At 42.6% G+C, this 17,381-nt stretch carries 13 protein-coding genes; 1 reads left to right on the top strand and 12 read right to left on the bottom strand.

All coding sequences use genetic code 11. The features are described from left to right. Positions 1-149 precede the first annotated feature (149 nt). From eno to rlmD, 5 genes are all read right to left on the bottom strand, one after another. Positions 150-1,448, bottom strand: a complete 1,299-nt coding sequence (gene eno / locus ACXJY6_RS14500; protein ID WP_458768742.1) for a phosphopyruvate hydratase — start codon at positions 1,446-1,448, stop codon at positions 150-152. A gap of 88 nt (positions 1,449-1,536) precedes the next feature. Continuing rightward, positions 1,537-3,168, bottom strand: a complete 1,632-nt coding sequence (locus tag ACXJY6_RS14495; RefSeq protein ID WP_458768741.1) for a CTP synthase — start codon at positions 3,166-3,168, stop codon at positions 1,537-1,539. A gap of 230 nt (positions 3,169-3,398) precedes the next feature. Further along, positions 3,399-4,208, bottom strand: coding sequence for a nucleoside triphosphate pyrophosphohydrolase (gene mazG / locus ACXJY6_RS14490; protein WP_458768740.1), 810 nt, complete (start codon positions 4,206-4,208; stop codon positions 3,399-3,401). 40 nt (positions 4,209-4,248) lie between these two features. Beyond that, positions 4,249-6,471: a GTP diphosphokinase gene (gene relA / locus ACXJY6_RS14485; RefSeq protein WP_458768739.1), complete on the bottom strand. Its 2,223-nt coding sequence runs from the start codon at positions 6,469-6,471 to the stop codon at positions 4,249-4,251. A gap of 48 nt (positions 6,472-6,519) precedes the next feature. Next, positions 6,520-7,836: a 23S rRNA (uracil(1939)-C(5))-methyltransferase RlmD gene (rlmD, locus tag ACXJY6_RS14480; RefSeq protein ID WP_458768738.1), complete on the bottom strand. Its 1,317-nt coding sequence runs from the start codon at positions 7,834-7,836 to the stop codon at positions 6,520-6,522. A 173-nt stretch (positions 7,837-8,009) separates the two neighbouring features. On the opposite strand from rlmD, the gene barA reads away from it, so the two are divergent. Next, complete coding sequence (barA, locus tag ACXJY6_RS14475) at positions 8,010-10,802, top strand: two-component sensor histidine kinase BarA (protein WP_458768737.1); 2,793 nt, start codon at positions 8,010-8,012, stop codon at positions 10,800-10,802. Between the two features lie 63 nt (positions 10,803-10,865). On the opposite strand, the gene acpS is transcribed toward barA, so the two are convergent. The 7 genes from acpS to lepA form a co-directional block, all read right to left on the bottom strand. Beyond that, on the bottom strand, positions 10,866-11,246 hold the full coding sequence (gene acpS, locus ACXJY6_RS14470; protein WP_456052094.1) for a holo-ACP synthase: 381 nt from the start codon (positions 11,244-11,246) through the stop codon (positions 10,866-10,868). Then, positions 11,246-11,977, bottom strand: coding sequence for a pyridoxine 5'-phosphate synthase (gene pdxJ, locus ACXJY6_RS14465; protein ID WP_458768736.1), 732 nt, complete (start codon positions 11,975-11,977; stop codon positions 11,246-11,248). The genes acpS and pdxJ overlap by 1 nt, the downstream gene beginning before the upstream one ends. Beyond that, positions 11,974-12,705 carry a DNA repair protein RecO gene (gene recO / locus ACXJY6_RS14460; protein WP_456052096.1) on the bottom strand — a complete coding sequence of 244 codons (732 nt, stop codon included), beginning with the start codon at positions 12,703-12,705 and terminating at the stop codon, positions 11,974-11,976. The genes pdxJ and recO overlap by 4 nt, the downstream gene beginning before the upstream one ends. A gap of 65 nt (positions 12,706-12,770) precedes the next feature. Then, positions 12,771-13,766, bottom strand: a complete 996-nt coding sequence (gene era, locus ACXJY6_RS14455) for a GTPase Era (protein ID WP_456052097.1) — start codon at positions 13,764-13,766, stop codon at positions 12,771-12,773. Next, positions 13,759-14,436 (bottom strand): ribonuclease III, encoded by a 678-nt coding sequence (rnc, locus tag ACXJY6_RS14450; protein ID WP_456052098.1) that lies wholly within the window; start codon positions 14,434-14,436, stop codon positions 13,759-13,761. The genes era and rnc overlap by 8 nt, the downstream gene beginning before the upstream one ends. A 33-nt stretch (positions 14,437-14,469) precedes the next feature. Further along, positions 14,470-15,366 (bottom strand): signal peptidase I, encoded by an 897-nt coding sequence (gene lepB / locus ACXJY6_RS14445; protein WP_458768735.1) that lies wholly within the window; start codon positions 15,364-15,366, stop codon positions 14,470-14,472. A 139-nt stretch (positions 15,367-15,505) separates the two neighbouring features. Then, positions 15,506-17,299, bottom strand: a complete 1,794-nt coding sequence (lepA, locus tag ACXJY6_RS14440) for a translation elongation factor 4 (protein WP_458768734.1) — start codon at positions 17,297-17,299, stop codon at positions 15,506-15,508. Positions 17,300-17,381 lie beyond the last annotated feature (82 nt).

The raw sequence follows: 17,381 nt of genomic DNA, 5'->3' as shown, positions 1-17,381 counted from the left end.
AAAGAGAGGAGCTTTAGCACCTAGAGCTTCTGCGATACAGATTAGTTGCGGTCAGAACGGCTCATTGCGTTTACTAAGTTACAGGCAAAAAAATACCCCGCCGTAGTCGGCAGGGTATTCAAAGTATTAAGTAAATAAGTCCCTAAGGATTACTGACCTTTAACTTCTTTTAAACCGTTGTAAGGAGCTTTAGCACCTAGAGCTTCTTCGATACGGATTAACTGGTTGTACTTAGCTACACGGTCAGAACGGCTCATAGAACCTGTTTTGATTTGACCTGCTGCAGTACCTACCGCTAGATCAGCGATAGTTGCATCTTCAGTTTCGCCAGAACGGTGAGAGATAACAGCTGTGTAGCCTGCATCTTTCGCCATTTTGATTGCTGCTAGAGTTTCAGTTAAAGAACCGATTTGGTTGAACTTGATTAGGATAGAGTTCGCTACGCCTTTCTCGATACCTTGAGCTAGGATCTTAGTGTTAGTTACGAATAGATCGTCACCAACAAGTTGTAGTTTGTCACCTAGAAGTTCAGTCTGGTGTTTGAAACCATCCCAATCTGACTCGTCAAGACCGTCTTCGATAGAAACGATTGGATAATCGTTAGCAAGACCTTGTAGGTAGAAGTTGAATTCTTCAGAAGAGAATACTTTACCTTCGCCTTTCATGTTGTAGTTGCCAGCTTCTTTGTCGTAGAACTCAGATGCAGCACAGTCCATTGCTAGAGTAACGTCTTTACCTAGAACGTAACCAGCCGCTTCTACAGCTTCTTTGATTGCAGCTAGTGCAGCAGCGTTAGACTCAAGGTTTGGAGCGAAACCACCTTCATCACCAACAGCAGTGCTTAGACCTTTAGCTTTAAGTACTTTAGCTAGGTTGTGGAATACTTCAGCACCGATACGTAGACCTTCTTTAAGAGTAGAAGCGCCAACTGGTTGAATCATGAATTCTTGGATATCAACGTTGTTATCAGCGTGCTCACCACCATTGATGATGTTCATCATTGGAAGAGGCATAGAGAATACGCCAGCTGTACCGTTAAGCTCAGCGATGTGCTCGTATAAAGGCATGCCTTTCGCAGCAGCTGCAGCTTTAGCGTTTGCTAGAGAAACTGCTAGGATTGCGTTTGCACCAAACTTATTCTTGTTTTCAGTACCATCTAGGTCAATCATAACTTGGTCAACAGCTGCTTGATCTTTTGCATCTTTACCAAGTAATGCTTCAGCGATGTCGCCGTTTACAGCAGCAACTGCTTTAAGAACACCTTTACCTAGGAAACGTGCTTTGTCACCGTCACGTAGCTCAAGAGCTTCGCGAGAACCAGTAGATGCGCCAGATGGAGCAGCAGCCATACCGACGAAACCGCCTTCTAGGTGTACTTCAGCTTCAACAGTTGGGTTACCACGTGAGTCGATGATTTCACGACCTAGAACTTTAACGATCTTAGACATTAATGTTTCCTCTCATTTTGAAATTAAATATCAAATTTAAAGGTAGCTGTTACAAATACAACTACCCGGGTCCTTTTAGAACTTTTCACTATTCTGAGCGCTGATATTCACCAGCAGCTTTAACAAATCCAGCGAATAGCGGATGGCCATCGCGTGGAGTTGAAGTAAATTCTGGGTGGAATTGAGCCGCAACAAACCACGGGTGGTTTGGATTCTCAATGACTTCTACCAATTTCTTGTCCGCTGAAAGCCCTGAGACTTTAAGACCAGCCTTTTCAATTTGTGGACGAAGAACATTATTTACTTCATAGCGGTGACGATGACGTTCGTGAATCGTTTCACTTCCATAGAGCTCATGAGCTTTTGTCCCTTTTTCTACGTGACATAGCTGAGAACCTAAACGCATTGTACCGCCTAAATCCGATTGCTCAGAACGTGCTTCTACCGCACCATCTGAATCAATCCACTCAGTGATCAAACCAACCACTGGATATTTCGATTCTTTATCAAATTCGGTTGAATTTGCCCCTTCTAATCCTGCGACATTACGAGCGTATTCAATAAGTGCTACCTGCATCCCTAAACAGATGCCTAAATATGGCACTCCATTTTCACGAGCATATTGCGCCGCTAAAATTTTACCTTCAACCCCACGGTCTCCAAACCCACCAGGAACGAGAATCGCATCCAATTCACCTAATACTTCTGTTCCCTTATTTTCAAGGTCTTGCGAATCAACATAACGAATCGTCACACTCAATCGATTCTTAAGGCCCGCATGAATTAGGGCTTCATTCACCGATTTATATGCATCTGGAAGTTCGATGTATTTACCCACCATTCCGATGGTTACTTCACCTGTTGGGTTAGCTTCTTCGTAAATAACCTGTTCCCATTCAGACAAATCAGCTTCTGGAGCATCCAGTCCAAAACGCGTACAAACAATATCGTCCAAGCCTTGCGATTTAATTAACTGAGGAATTTTGTAGATTGAATCTACATCCTTCATTGAAATAACCGCTTTCTCTTGAACATTACAGAATAGTGCAATTTTCTTACGTTCGTTAGCCGGAATAACACGATCTGAACGACATACAAGAATGTCTGGCTGAATACCGATTGATAATAGCTCTTTCACTGAATGTTGCGTTGGTTTGGTTTTTACTTCACCTGCAGCCGCTAAATAAGGAACCAGTGTCAAATGCATAAACATTGCACGTTCACGACCTAATTCAACCGCTAGCTGACGAATTGCTTCCATAAAAGGCAGTGATTCGATATCACCAACCGTACCGCCAACTTCAACGATAGCAATATCATGACCTTCAGAGCCAGCGATAACACGATCTTTAATCGCGTTAGTAATATGAGGAATAACCTGAATCGTCGCACCTAAGTAATCGCCACGGCGCTCTTTACGAAGGACGTCTGCGTAAACACGACCTGCAGTAAAGTTATTCCGTTTCGTCATTTTGGTGCGAATAAAACGCTCATAGTGACCTAAGTCGAGATCGGTTTCAGCACCATCTTCAGTGACAAAAACTTCACCATGCTGAGTTGGACTCATGGTACCTGGATCAACGTTAATATACGGATCCAGCTTCATCATAGTCACTTTAATGCCGCGAGCTTCTAAAATCGCTGCTAAGGATGCTGCTGCAATACCTTTACCAAGGGAGGATACTACCCCGCCAGTAACAAAAATATAATTTGTCGTCATGTTTAACCTGAAGTTGGTTGAATGAGGGAAATGAGTTCATCTGGACGGGAAGCAAATATACCAGAACCCCTTAACCGCCACAACGTGAAACTTATCACACTCTTCTGTTTTCTTTTTTGCTTCAAATCAATTCAACAGATTTAGTTCTGAAAGCAAAATTTGATGTAATGACTTGCTCTATGTAGTAAACAACTGATCTAGCTCTGTTTTACCACATTGATATGATCATTTTATTTCCGGACTTTCTCTTCACGCTTTACTTCATCCCACATGCCATCCAATTCACTTAGATTGTAATCGGTAAGCTTAGCGTTATTATGCGCAACTTTTTGTTCAATTTGATGAAAACGGCGCATAAACTTCAAGTTAGCTTTGGTTAATGCAGCTTCAGGATCGTGGCCCAAATGACGAACCATATTCACCATAGCAAACATCATATCGCCCAACTCTTCTTCTAACTTGTCTTGGTCAATATTGACTTGCAGAGCTTCATCCATCACTTCTTCAATCTCTTCCTCAACCTTCGCTACCACAGGGCCTATAGAATCCCAATCGAATCCATACTTTGCGGCACGCTTTTGCAGTTTATTCGCTTTGCTTAATGCGGGAAGTGATTGTGGGATGGAATCAAAAATAGAGTCGACCTTGTCACTCTCTTGTTTTTGTAACTTTTCTTCGGCTTTAACTTTGTCCCAATTGGCATTGATCTCTTCATCACTTCCAAAAGTTTGATCACCAAAAACATGAGGGTGACGACGAATCAACTTTGCATTGACTTCATCGATCACATCTGAGAAATCAAACAGCCCTTTTTCTTGTGCTAATTGGCTGTAGAAAATGGCTTGAAACACAAAGTCGCCAAGCTCTTCTTTTAAGTTCGCGTAATCTTTGTTGTAAATGGCGTCGACAACTTCATAGGTTTCTTCGATTGTGTGAGGAACGATGGTTTCAAAGCTCTGCTTTTTATCCCATGGGCAGCCATTTTCTGGATCTCTTAATTGCGCCATTATTTCTTGCAGTTTTTCAATCGGATGCGACATCGACTTCCCTTAATTGACTTGTCTTAACCATAGGTCTTGATTAACCCAATCGTTTAACGGATAAAACATCCTTAGTTTGTTCAATTTTCCCTTGGATGCGAGACAATATTTCTACACTGGTTAATTCCAAATCAAAATCCATAAAAATCATTTGTCGTTTATAATCACTACGACTTTTCATACTGGCGACTTTAACTTTTTCATTGGCCAATAAGCTAGTTATGTCTTTCAATAGACCTGTTCTTTCCATTGCCTCGACGCGAATCGTCAGAATATAGGTGCCACCAACTCCCGCCCCCCAAACCGTATCGATAATTCGTTCTGGTGCATGGTGTCGAAGTTCTTCAAGTTGCTCACAATCACTGCGGTGGACCGATATACCACGCCCTTGAGTAATGTAGCCTTTAATTTCATCTCCAGGAATTGGACGACAGCAACGTGCGATATGATTCATTAGGTTATCTACGCCTTGAACCACAACCGCATCTTTACTGGTTTTAGCTGTGCTCGAAGTTTTCGTTTCTGAAATTTTGAGTTTTTCCAGTGCGAGTTTGTCTTCTTCTTCAGCAGTCGGCTTATTCACTAGAGCATTAATGTGATTCAGTACTTGGTTGATGCGTAAATCACCACTACCAACGCCGACATACAACTCTTCAGGAGAATTTACATTGAAGCGCTTCAGGGCATAATCTGTTGCATCTTTCAGTGTTGCGCCGATCTTTTGCAGTTCTGCTTCTAAAATCTCTTTGCCTGCCTCAAGGTTTTTCTCTCGGCTCTGTTTTCTAAACCAGGCATTAATTTTGGCACGAGCACGTCCTGAGTGAACAAAACCTGTTGCAGGATTCAACCAATCTCGTGATGGATTCGCTTCTTTTGTCGTGATGATTTCAACTTGATCCCCCATGGCTAGCTTATGGGTAAATGGCACTATACGCCCGCCCACTTTCGCGCCAATACAACGGTGCCCAACTTCTGAGTGAATATGATACGCAAAGTCCAACGGGGTCGCGCCCATTGGCAGATCAACCACATCACCTCGCGGAGTAAAGGCATAAACTCGGTCATCAAATACTTGGCTGCGTAACTCATCTAGCATCTCGCCAGAATCTGACATCTCTTCTTGCCAATCGAGCAGTTTACGTAGCCATGCAATTTTCTCATCGTAGCCACTACGACCAACCGATTTACCTTCTTTATATTTCCAGTGAGCTGCAACACCGAGTTCAGAATCCTCGTGCATTTGTTTGGTACGAATCTGAATCTCGATAGTCTTGCCTTCTGGCCCGAGGATCACTGTATGAATTGATTGATATCCGTTAGGTTTCGGATTAGCAACATAATCATCAAACTCTTGAGGCAAGTGCTTAAATTGAGTATGAACGACGCCAAGTGCCGCATAACAATCCTGTAGTTTGTCGGCAATAATCCGTACCGCTCGCACATCAAATAGCTCATCAAATGCGAGGTTTTTCTTCTGCATTTTTCGCCAAATACTGTAGATGTGTTTAGGTCGCCCACTAACATCCGCATTAATACTGCATGAGCTCATTTCAGCACGAAGATTATCGACAAAATTCTTAATATATTGCTCGCGAACAACACGACGTTCGGAAAGCTGTTTCGCGATCTGTTTATAGGTATCCGGCTGCTGATAGCGAAAAGCGTAATCTTCCATTTCCCATTTAAGTTGCCCTATACCCAGACGGTTTGCCAATGGTGAATAGATATTGGCGCACTCTTTTGCCGCTTGGCGACGAACCTCATCTGGCTCGTCTTTGACTTCCCGTAAATTACAGATTCGCTCTGCCAGCTTAATCACCACACAGCGAAAGTCATCGACCATTGCAAGGAGCATTCGACGGACATTATCCACTTGTTCAGACGCATCGTGATGCTGGCTTGACGAGTTTAGTTGACCGATTGCAGCCATTTCATCGACACCATCGATAAGCTTAATGATCTCTTTGCCATACTCTTCTTCCAACTGTTCACGACTCATCACACCGTTCACAAAAGCCGGAAACAGTAGAGCGGCCACCAAAGTGGCTCGATCCATTGACAGCATCACTAAGATTTCGATCATTTCTCGACCACGCCACAACACCATCGTTTTTAGGTTTTGATCCGCACCAATCTGCTCTATCGATTGATAAACCTTTGTCAAACGTTCTGTTGTCGCCTTGTCTTGACCCAAGCTGTTCATCCAGCTATCAAGCTGAAATACCGAGTCTGACGTTAAATGTGCGCTTCTTACCGCAACCATTTTCTATACCTATATTGTGAATCTAACTATCGATTGTTATGAATCTATTTATCGAACAAATAATGCCATGGATTCTAAATGGCCAGTATGAGGGAACATATCCAACATCGCCAATTTTTCCAAGTGGTACCCCTGCTCTATCAATACCTGACTATCACGCGCCAATGTAGCTGGATTACAGGATACATATACGATACGTTGCGGAGAAAATTGTGATAACTGTGCTACAACTTGCTGCGCGCCTGCTCGAGCGGGATCGAGTAATATCTTATCAAACTGCTCATTTCCCCACGACGTTTCTCGCAAATCTTTCTCTAAGTTAGCCTGAAAAAATGTCGCGTTCTTCAAATCATTTAATGCCGCATTGGCCGACGCTTGCTCAACCATGCTATCGACGCCTTCTATTCCCACCAATTCGCTTACGCATTTAGCAATAGGAAGACTAAAGTTACCGACACCACAAAATAAGTCGAGCACTTTGTCATTCGATTCAAGCTGAAGCCAATCTATTGCTTGCGCCACCATACCTTGATTTACGGCTCGATTAACTTGAATAAAATTATTTGGTTTAAACTCAACCGATACCCCAACTTCAGAATAAACCGGTACTGGCCCATCAATATACTCAAGCTCGTTGTTTTGCGGCATAAGATAAAGCGTAGCATTCAATGACGCAGCCAACTCAATCAACGCCTCTTGATCTTTTGCTTTCAACGCTTTTGTGTGACGTAGCACAATGACAGCACCACTACCTGCAAGCACCATTTCGAGATGCCCAAGTGTTTCAGGAGAATGAAAAGTTTCAAGCAATAACTTTAAAGGTGAAAGTAGTTTATTCAGCTCAGGTTCCAATACTGGACATTGTTCAATAGTGACAATGTTCTTACTTTGCTTCTGACGAAAACCGAACTCTAACCTGTTCTGCTTTTTGTCCCAACGCAAACTGACTCGAGCTCGGCGTCGATATCCCTGTTCACTCGCTGAAATCGTGGGTTCCAGTTCTATCTTTTCATTTGTGACTTTATTCATCACATAGCTCAAGGTTTTCTCTTTATGAGTGACTTGTTGTGAATGAGATAGATGCTGCATGTCGCATCCGCCACACATATGGTAATGAGAGCAAAATGGCTTTTGGCGTAGAGGGCTTCGCTCTAAGATTTTTACAATTTTCGCCCTAGCATATTTGCTTTTCTCTTCATTAAACTGAACCAATACTTCTTCTTGCGGCAATCCACCATCGATAAAAACAGGTTTTTGATGATAGTAAGCAATACCACAACCTTGATGATCAAGTTTTTCGATCACTAAAGGAATGTGCTTACTATTGTGTGAAGTTTTCTTTTTTGGTTGGAAAAAACGTGCCATTATCTATGCCTAGCTGAAGAAGTGTCGCAATTTGCTTATAAAAATCACGGTTAAAAGTTAACAGTGATTGTCGAATAGTACTGAACTGATTAAGCTTACCAAGACACGGTCTCGGAGTATTCATAAGCTTTGGGGCTATTTTCCCATATCCACACAACGATGTTTAGAGAATAATGAATCGATATGGACTAAGAGCGCGAGTTATTACGTTAACTCTAGCGCCAACTTTGATTATAGGCTTAGCATTATGTGCTTTTTTCTCCTTTAATCGCTATCAAGACTTGGAAAATCAGGTCATCAATGCAGGTTCGAATATTATCGAGCCTCTTGCAATTGCGAGCGAAGAATCGCTACGAAATCAAAGTCGGGAATCCGTTCGTCGTATTATCAGTTACGCACACCGAAAAAACTCCCAGTTTGTCCGCAGTATCGCAGTATTTGACAGCAAACATCAGTTATTTGTGACGTCTAATTTCCACCCCAACTTTGAATCTTTAACCTTTGCACGAAATAAACCAATACCGACGCTTGGCACAGCGGTAATGAAAGACAACCACACCTTAATATTACGAACGCCGATCTTAGCAGAAAGTCGTTTAATTGATGGTTCTACTGATGTTCGGCGAATTCCAGTACTTGGTTATATTGCAATTGAACTCGATCTCTCGTCACTACGTTTACAACAATACCAAGAAATTTTTGCCGCAATTATGGTTTTAATTCTTGGGCTTGCGCTTTCAGGGTTATTTGCCTTCCGTTTGATGTACGACGTTACGCGCCCTATTACTCATATGAAAAACATGCTCGACCGTATTCGACGCGGCCACCTAGACGTTCGAATTGAAGGCACCATGCATGGAGAATTGGATGAACTAAAAAAAGGCATCAATGCCATGGCGGCATCCTTATCCGAGTATCACGGTGAAATGCAACATAGCATCGACCAAGCAACGTCTGATTTACGTGAAACATTAGAACAGCTCGAGATTCAAAACGTTGAACTCGACATCGCAAAAAAACATGCTCAAGAAGCCGCTCGAGTTAAATCTGAATTCTTGGCAAACATGTCTCATGAGCTGCGCACTCCACTCAATGGCGTTATTGGTTTTACACGACAAATGTTAAAAACCCAGCTATCCAAAAACCAACAAGATTATTTACAAACCATTGAAAAGTCGGCTAATAACCTCTTAAACATCATTAATGACATTCTCGACTTCTCCAAATTAGAGGCCGGTAAGTTAGCGCTAGAGAACATTCCTTTTGAATTTGAACAAAATCTCGAAGAGGTAATCGATCTCTTAGCCACGAGTGCGCACGAAAAAGGCCTCGAAATCACATTAAGAGTGGATCCTAATATTCCGATTGGATTGGTTGGTGACCCGCTTAGAATTCAGCAAGTACTGACTAACCTTGTCGGCAATGCGATTAAATTTACCGAGTCTGGGAATATTGACATCACTATCGAGCAAAAGTCAGTACATGATGATTGTTTCGAATTGCTCTTTTCTGTTCGAGATACAGGAATAGGTATCTCAGAGCGCCAACAAGCTCAACTATTTCAAGCCTTTAGCCAAGCAGACGCCAGCATATCTCGTCGCTATGGTGGAACCGGATTAGGATTGGTTATCACCCAAAAAATAGTCAGTCAGATGGGTGGAAAAATCGGCCTGACTAGCCGGTTACACCAAGGATCAACTTTTTGGTTTAATCTGCACTTAACGAAAACAGAAATACCTATTTCGGACTGGTTTGATCCTAAGCCCCTTGCTGGAAGTTCAGTGTTACTGATCGAAACAAATAAACGGGTTAAGCGACTGCTCCAGAAAACATTGGAAAGCGTGGGTATTAATGTCACAAGTGTTAATGAAGTGCCGACCAATTCAGGCCTTTATGATTATGTTATTTATAATTTAGCACTATCAAGCAATAACTCATTAATCACAATAGAACCACAAGTTCGCCAAGTGCTTAACCTTGCACCTAATGTCATTATTGGCACACCAAGTACCGAGCTAGCATTGGCTGAATACTTGATGAAACATCATCCAGTGAAATGTGTTACCAAACCTCTTTCACGGAAAAAAATCATTCAAGCCATGCTCGATCTTCACCCAGTTAAATCCGATAGAAGTATCGATCTAATTTCTCCACCTAACCTAGATAAACTTCCCTTAAAAGTGATGGCGGTAGACGACAACCCAGCCAACTTAAAGTTAATTACGGCGCTTCTATGTGAACGAGTTAAGTCTGTTGTCAGTTGTACCAATGGGCAAGATGCTATTGAAGAATCGATAAAGCAAAAGTTTGACATCATATTAATGGATATTCAGATGCCCCAAATTGATGGAGTATCTGCATCTAAGGAAATCAAACGTCAATCGTTCAATAGCGATACTCCGATTATTGCTGTTACTGCCCATGCAATGCCTGGTGAACGGGAGAGATTATTAAATGAAGGGATGGACGATTATCTTACAAAGCCAATCGAAGAGCATGTTCTTCAACAAGTCTTGGTACATTGGAATCCATACCCTTATGAACATCAAATAGAGAAACTTGAGATCCCAGCTACCCAGCCTGTTTCCAATAATATGTCATCCAACCTAAAAAGTGGTCAGGAACTCTCTGTCATCGACTGGGAGAGTGCTTTAAAACAAGCAGCAAACAAGCTCGATTTGGCTCAAGACATGTTACGTATGTTAGTTGATTCCATTCCAGAAATAATCATCCATATTGACCAAACTATAGCCGGTAAAATTGAACACAAAGATTTGCTTCAGCATATTCACAAGCTGCACGGCAGTTGCGCTTATTGTGGCGTTCCAAGGTTGAAAAAAATCTGTGCAGTGATAGAGCACGCCTTACGTCAAAACAAGACCGTTGAAGAGTTAGAGCCTGAACTATTTGAGTTACTTGAAGAAATGGAAAAGGTTGTTAATGAGGCTAAAAGCTATATTTCCTAAAAGCTATCGTTGCAAACAACTGCATTCAATTAGTTTTTAGCCTCATTGTTGCGACGAAAACAGCTACGATTCAATAATCACCGTCGCAGTCGCATAATGTTTTTCATCTGAAATACTGACATGCATTGTTTTGCCGCCAATTAATTGTGAAATTTGTTCGGCTCGGCCTGTCATTGTCAGCTTAGGTTTACCGAGTTGATCATTTAATATCGAAAAGTCCTGAAAAGAAACGCCCTGAGCGATACCTGTACCTAGTGCTTTTGAAGCGGCTTCCTTTGCTGAAAAACGTTTCGCTAAAAAGCGTTCGGGGTGGTGATGAAAATTATATTCTGCCAGCTCTTCTTCTGTGAGAATACGCTGAGCTAATTTATCACCGGATTTGTTTATTGCTTCTTGGATTCGTTCGATTTCAACGATATCAGTGCCTATGCCTACTATTGCCATTAACGACGCGCCTTTTCCATTTCCGCTTTCATATCAGCGACAGCTTTGCTTAGTCCATCAAACGCTGCGCGCCCAATGATTGAATGGCCGATATTCAATTCATAAATCTCTGGTAACGCCGCAATCGGTGCAACGTTATGATACGTCAGGCCGTGCCCTGCATTTACCGTAATCCCAATCTCTGTTGCATACGTTGCTGCTGATGCGATTCGACTTAACTCGGCATCACGTTGAGCATCGTTTTCAGCATCAGCATAATGACCGGTATGAAGTTCAATATACGGAGCTCCACATGCTTTTGCGGCATCAATTTGACGCGGGTCAGCATCAATAAACAAAGACACTTTAATTCCTGCAGCATCAAGTTGTTGAGTCGCCGCTTTAATTCGTTCTAGATTGCCAGCAACATCTAACCCACCTTCTGTGGTCAGCTCTTCACGCTTTTCAGGAACAAGGCAGACAAATTCTGGTTGGGTCTCTAATGCAATATCCACCATTTCATCGGTTACCGCCATCTCGAGGTTCATTCGAGTTTGAATGGTCTCACGTAGCAAACGCACATCGCGATCAAGAATATGGCGACGGTCTTCACGTAAATGAATAGTAATCCCATCAGCCCCTGCTCGTTCAGCCACTTCTGCTGCGTGAACAGGATCAGGATATTTTGTCCCACGAGCATTACGTAATGTCGCAATATGATCGATGTTTACACCTAATAGAATTGAACTCATTGTCCTAATCTCCGTGATTTTGATATGCCAGATTTTGGCAAAAATAGTTCTCTGCTTTTTAACGGCTTACTGCCGATATAAGGCTTAAGAGCAATACGAGTAAATCGTTTCGCCGCATGAAGTTGTGCTTTAGTGATAAAGCGACGCTCGCTAATTGCGATTAACTCTTCTCCGAAAAACGTTAAATTGTCCTGTCGCACTGAAGCGATAAACCCTTGTTGCTCTCGAAAGCGGTAAGTCATACTTGCTTCAACAGGCTCTCCTGTTCCAGCACAATGCAAGAAGTCGACACCATACCCAAGGCTGGACAATAATGCCAATTCAAAACGTCGTAATGCAGGTTCCGGGTTATTGTTATGCGCCAGCTCGGTAAGCGCATCAAGATAATCAAAAAAAAGGGCGGGTTGTGGGCTTTCGCTTGCGATGACTCGACAAAGCAATTCGTTGATATACATACCCGAATAGAGGTTGATCCCACTTAATGGTAACCCTAAGCTAATGGGCTCGGCTTGGCGCAACGTCTTCATTGATCCTTTTCCCGACCATTTAATCAACATCGGTGTAAAAGGTTGAAGCACGCTTTTCAATCCAGAGCGTGGACGTCTGGCCCCTTTCGACAGCAATGATAAACGACCTTGATGCTCAGTAAATACATCAATGATTAAACTCGTTTCACTGTATGGGCGTCGGTGTAGGACAAACGCACGCTGCAAACCATTTTCAGGCATAACATTGAATTCCCAGCCCCTAGGTCAATCACTAATATTGACTGACATCACCTAGAATCACTTTATTACAAGTCGTCGATATAACCCAAACTACGTAGAGCTCGCTCGTCATCAGCCCAACCTGATTTCACTTTAACCCAGGTTTCTAGATAAACCTTGCGCTCAAATAGCGCTTCCATATCAAGACGCGCTTCGCGACCAATTGTTTTGATCTTCTCGCCGTTTTTACCAATCACCATTTTCTTTTGACCAGTTCGTTCAACCAAAATCAAGGCATTGATATGAAAGCCGTCGTTATCGGGATTGTAATCAAAACGTTCAATTTCAACAGTCACCGAATAAGGTAATTCCTCACCAGTAAAGCGCATGAGCTTTTCACGAATAATCTCGGACGCCATAAAGCGCTGCGAGCGATCCGTTACATACTCTTCTGGAAAGTGATGCACCGCTTTAGGTAAATGTTGGCGCACAATATTTTGAATAACATCGATATTTTTACCAAGTTTCGCCGCAATTGGGACAACATCAACAAAGTCCATTTTTTCGCCCATGGCTTGCATGTGCAACATAACTTCATTGCGATCTTTTACGTTATCGACTTTATTTACGCACAATACGACGGGAAAATTCGCATTTCTAAGTTTATTCAGTACCATTTCATCGTCGGCAGTCCAATGGGTTCCATCAACGAGAAATAGAACCAAATTGACATCACTCAACGAACTGCTTGCCGCACGGTTCATCAAACGGTTAATTGCGCGCTTTTCTTCAATATGAAGCCCTGGAGTATCAACATAAATCGCCTGATAGTTCCCATCAGTCTCGACCCCCATAATACGGTGGCGAGTGGTTTGAGGCTTACGTGAAGTAATCGAAATCTTTTGCTGCAATATCGCATTGAGCAATGTCGATTTGCCGACATTTGGCCGTCCAACAATAGCAATAAAGCCACAATGTTGGTCCTCTGGTTGACTTTCAACCACTTCTGCGGAGGTTTCTTGATCCGATGCAAAAAACGCATCAATATCGAAATCTTGTTCAGATTGTTCTTTGTTAGACATGGCTTAACTGCTCTAGTGCTTGCTCTGCCGCCGCTTGTTCAGCTTTGCGTCGACTCGTCCCTTTACCTACGACTGGAGTTCCTAATCCCGCCACTTCACAAGACACAGTAAACTCTTGATCATGTGCCTCGCCCTTAATGTTCGTTACTGTATACACAGGAAGCGGATTTCTTCGCCCTTGCAAAAACTCTTGCAAACGCGTTTTCGGATCCTTTTGTGAAACGCCAGGTTCGATAGAATCAAGTCGGGTTTTATACCAACTCAAAATGACTTTACGAACGACTTCGATATCACTATCAAGATAAATAGCGCCAATGATGGCTTCGACCGCATCAGCTAGAATAGAGTCTCGGCGATACCCGCCGCTTTTCAATTCACCTGGACCTAATTTTAAGTAATCTCCAAGGATAAACTCTCGCCCAAGCTCAGCTAACGTGTTACCACGCACCAACGTTGCTCGCATCCGGCTCATGTCCCCTTCGTTTATCTTAGGAAAACGATGGTACAAGTCATCTGCGATAACAAAACTTAAAATCGAATCTCCCAGAAACTCTAGTCTCTCATTGTGAAGAGCAGAGGCACTACGGTGAGTCAGTGCCAAATCAAGTCGCTGAGCATCGTTAAACTCGTAATTGAGTTGTTTTTCTAATCGGTTAATAGGAGGATTCATCTCTTCTCAACATAATTGGGTGAATACATCACCTTATTTAATTGCCCCGATACGATTAAATCGTACCCCAGTTGGTATCCAAGATGGTAATGCACTCGATGCATCACGTTCAAATTCAAAACTGATCCAAATCGCAACCGCTTTGCCGACTAAGTTACCTTCTGGTACAAAGCCCCAATAACGACTGTCGGCACTATTGTCACGGTTATCACCCATTACAAAGTACTGCCCATCTGGTACAACCCATTCACTGACACCTGGACGTGGTTGATAGGCTGACACATTGTCGATACGTTGTGTGTTAATCAAGATTTGATGCTCAGCATCGCCAAGAGACTCATCTGCTTGAAGTAAAGCACGATTTGACTGCATAAACTCACTTTCAACGATATTGCTAAGCGCAATAGGTTTACAGCTCGAGTCTCCTTTAGATTGAATACAAACCTGTTTCTGTGCACTATAACGCACCGTATCTCCAGGCATACCTACTACACGTTTAATATAATCAATCTTAGGGTTTGGTGGGAATTTAAATACCACTACATCACCACGCTCGACTTCACCAGTCTCAACCAATTGAGTCCGCCATACAGGATCTTTTAGACCATAGGCGTACTTTTCAACAAGAATAAAATCACCGACCAACAGTGTTGGCATCATCGAGCCCGATGGAATTTGAAAAGGCTCGTAGATAAATGATCGAACCACCAATACCAAAGCTATCACTGGGAAAATCGATACACTGTTTTCAATCCACCAAGGTTGTGGTGCTATTTTATCGACCAATTTAGGGTCGAGACCATTGGTCTTGGCTTCGACTTCAGCTAGCTTTTGCTGGCGTTTTTTAGCCCAAACCCACTTTTCCATCGCCCACACAATGCCCGTAACCAAAGTAACTATCACTAACAAGAGTGAAAATGTATTCGCCATTGACTTCCCTTATCCAAAAAATACGAAAGTGAAAGAGCCGGAACTCTTTCACTTAAACAAGTAATTTAACCAAACTGGGTCTCAACAAACACACGGTTGCAAAACATCACACCGAGAGTTTGTTAGAACAGACTCATCATTAATCTTTACCAACATGAAGAATAGCAAGGAACGCTTCTTGAGGCAGTTCTACATTACCAATCTGCTTCATCCGTTTCTTACCTTCTTTCTGCTTCTTCAACAGCTTTTTCTTACGGCTGATATCACCACCATAACATTTAGCAAGAACGTTTTTACGCAGCTGTTTTACTGTTGAACGCGCAATGATGTGATTACCAATCGCCGCTTGAATCGCGATATCAAACATCTGACGAGGAATAAACTCTTTCATCTTCTCGACCAACTGACGACCACGAGTCTGTGCATTGTCTTTGTGAGTAATAATCGCTAACGCATCAACTTTCTCAGCATTCAATAACACATCTACACGAACCATATCTGATTCTTCAAAATGCTGGAATGAGTAATCAAGAGAAGCATAACCACGAGAAGTTGATTTCAAACGGTCAAAGAAATCGAGCACCACTTCCGCCATTGGAACATCGTAAGTCAATGCCACTTGGTTACCGTGGTAAACCATATCAACCTGAACACCCCGTTTTTCAACACACAGCGTAATCACGTTACCCAAATACTCTTGTGGCACCAAAATATTACATCGTGATATTGGCTCACGAATCTCAGCAATATCATTTACCGCGGGTAATTTAGCAGGACTGTCGACATACAAGGTATCACCGCTATTGAGTATCACTTCGTATACTACCGTTGGTGCAGTCGTGATCAGGTCTAAATCGTATTCACGCTCCAGACGCTCTTGAATAATCTCCATGTGGAGTAAACCCAAGAAGCCACAACGGAAACCAAAACCAAGTGCTGCTGATGTTTCTGGCTCATAGAACATCGAAGCATCATTGAGGCTTAGCTTCCCGAGAGCGTCACGGAAACTTTCATAGTCATCCGATGAAACTGGGAACAAACCAGCGTAAACTTGTGGTTTCACCTTCTGGAAGCCCGGTAATGCTTCTTCACAACTGTTTCGAGCAGTCGTTAATGTATCACCAACAGGCGCACCAAGGATGTCTTTAATACCGCAAACAACCCAACCTACTTCACCGGTATTCAGGCCATCAGTATCGATTTGTTTAGGCGTGAAGATACCAATACGGTCAATGCCCCAGACTTGCCCAGTGCTCATGACTTTAATTTTATCGTGCTTCTTCAAAGCCCCATTTTTAACACGAATAAGAGAGACGACGCCAAGATAGTTATCAAACCATGAATCGATAATTAATGCTTGTGTTGGCGCTTCAGGGTCACCTTCCGGAGCAGGAATGGTGGAGACTATTTGCTCGAGAACTTCGTGGACTCCAACACCGGTTTTAGCAGAACAGCGAACAGCATCAATCGCATCGATACCCACGATATCTTCTATCTCTTCTGAAATACGCTCTGGATCCGCTGCAGGTAAATCAATTTTATTTAAAATTGGTACCACTTCGAGGTTCATTTCAATCGCGGTATAGCAGTTGGCTAGTGTTTGAGCCTCTACACCTTGTGCTGCATCGACCACCAATAACGCCCCTTCACAGGCCGCTAATGAACGCGATACTTCATAAGAAAAGTCAACGTGTCCTGGTGTATCAATGAAGTTGAGTTGATAAGTCTCACCATCTTTAGCTTGATAATCCAGCGTTACGCTTTGTGCTTTGATAGTGATACCACGCTCACGCTCAAGATCCATAGAATCAAGGACTTGCTGCGACATTTCACGATTAGATAGTCCACCACAATCTTGAATTAAACGATCGGATAGAGTCGACTTACCGTGGTCGATATGGGCGATAATTGAAAAATTACGAATGTGCTTCATAGATTCTGAAATGACTTAGCTCTAAAGGTAAAAGGAGAAAATGAATGACGCAGTTGGGCAGTACATTCAAATCAAGTTGGCC

The organism is Vibrio phycocola (assembly GCF_054404255.1).
Note: the sequence above shows the minus strand (reverse complement) of the source record. Positions and strands in the feature narration are given on the sequence as shown.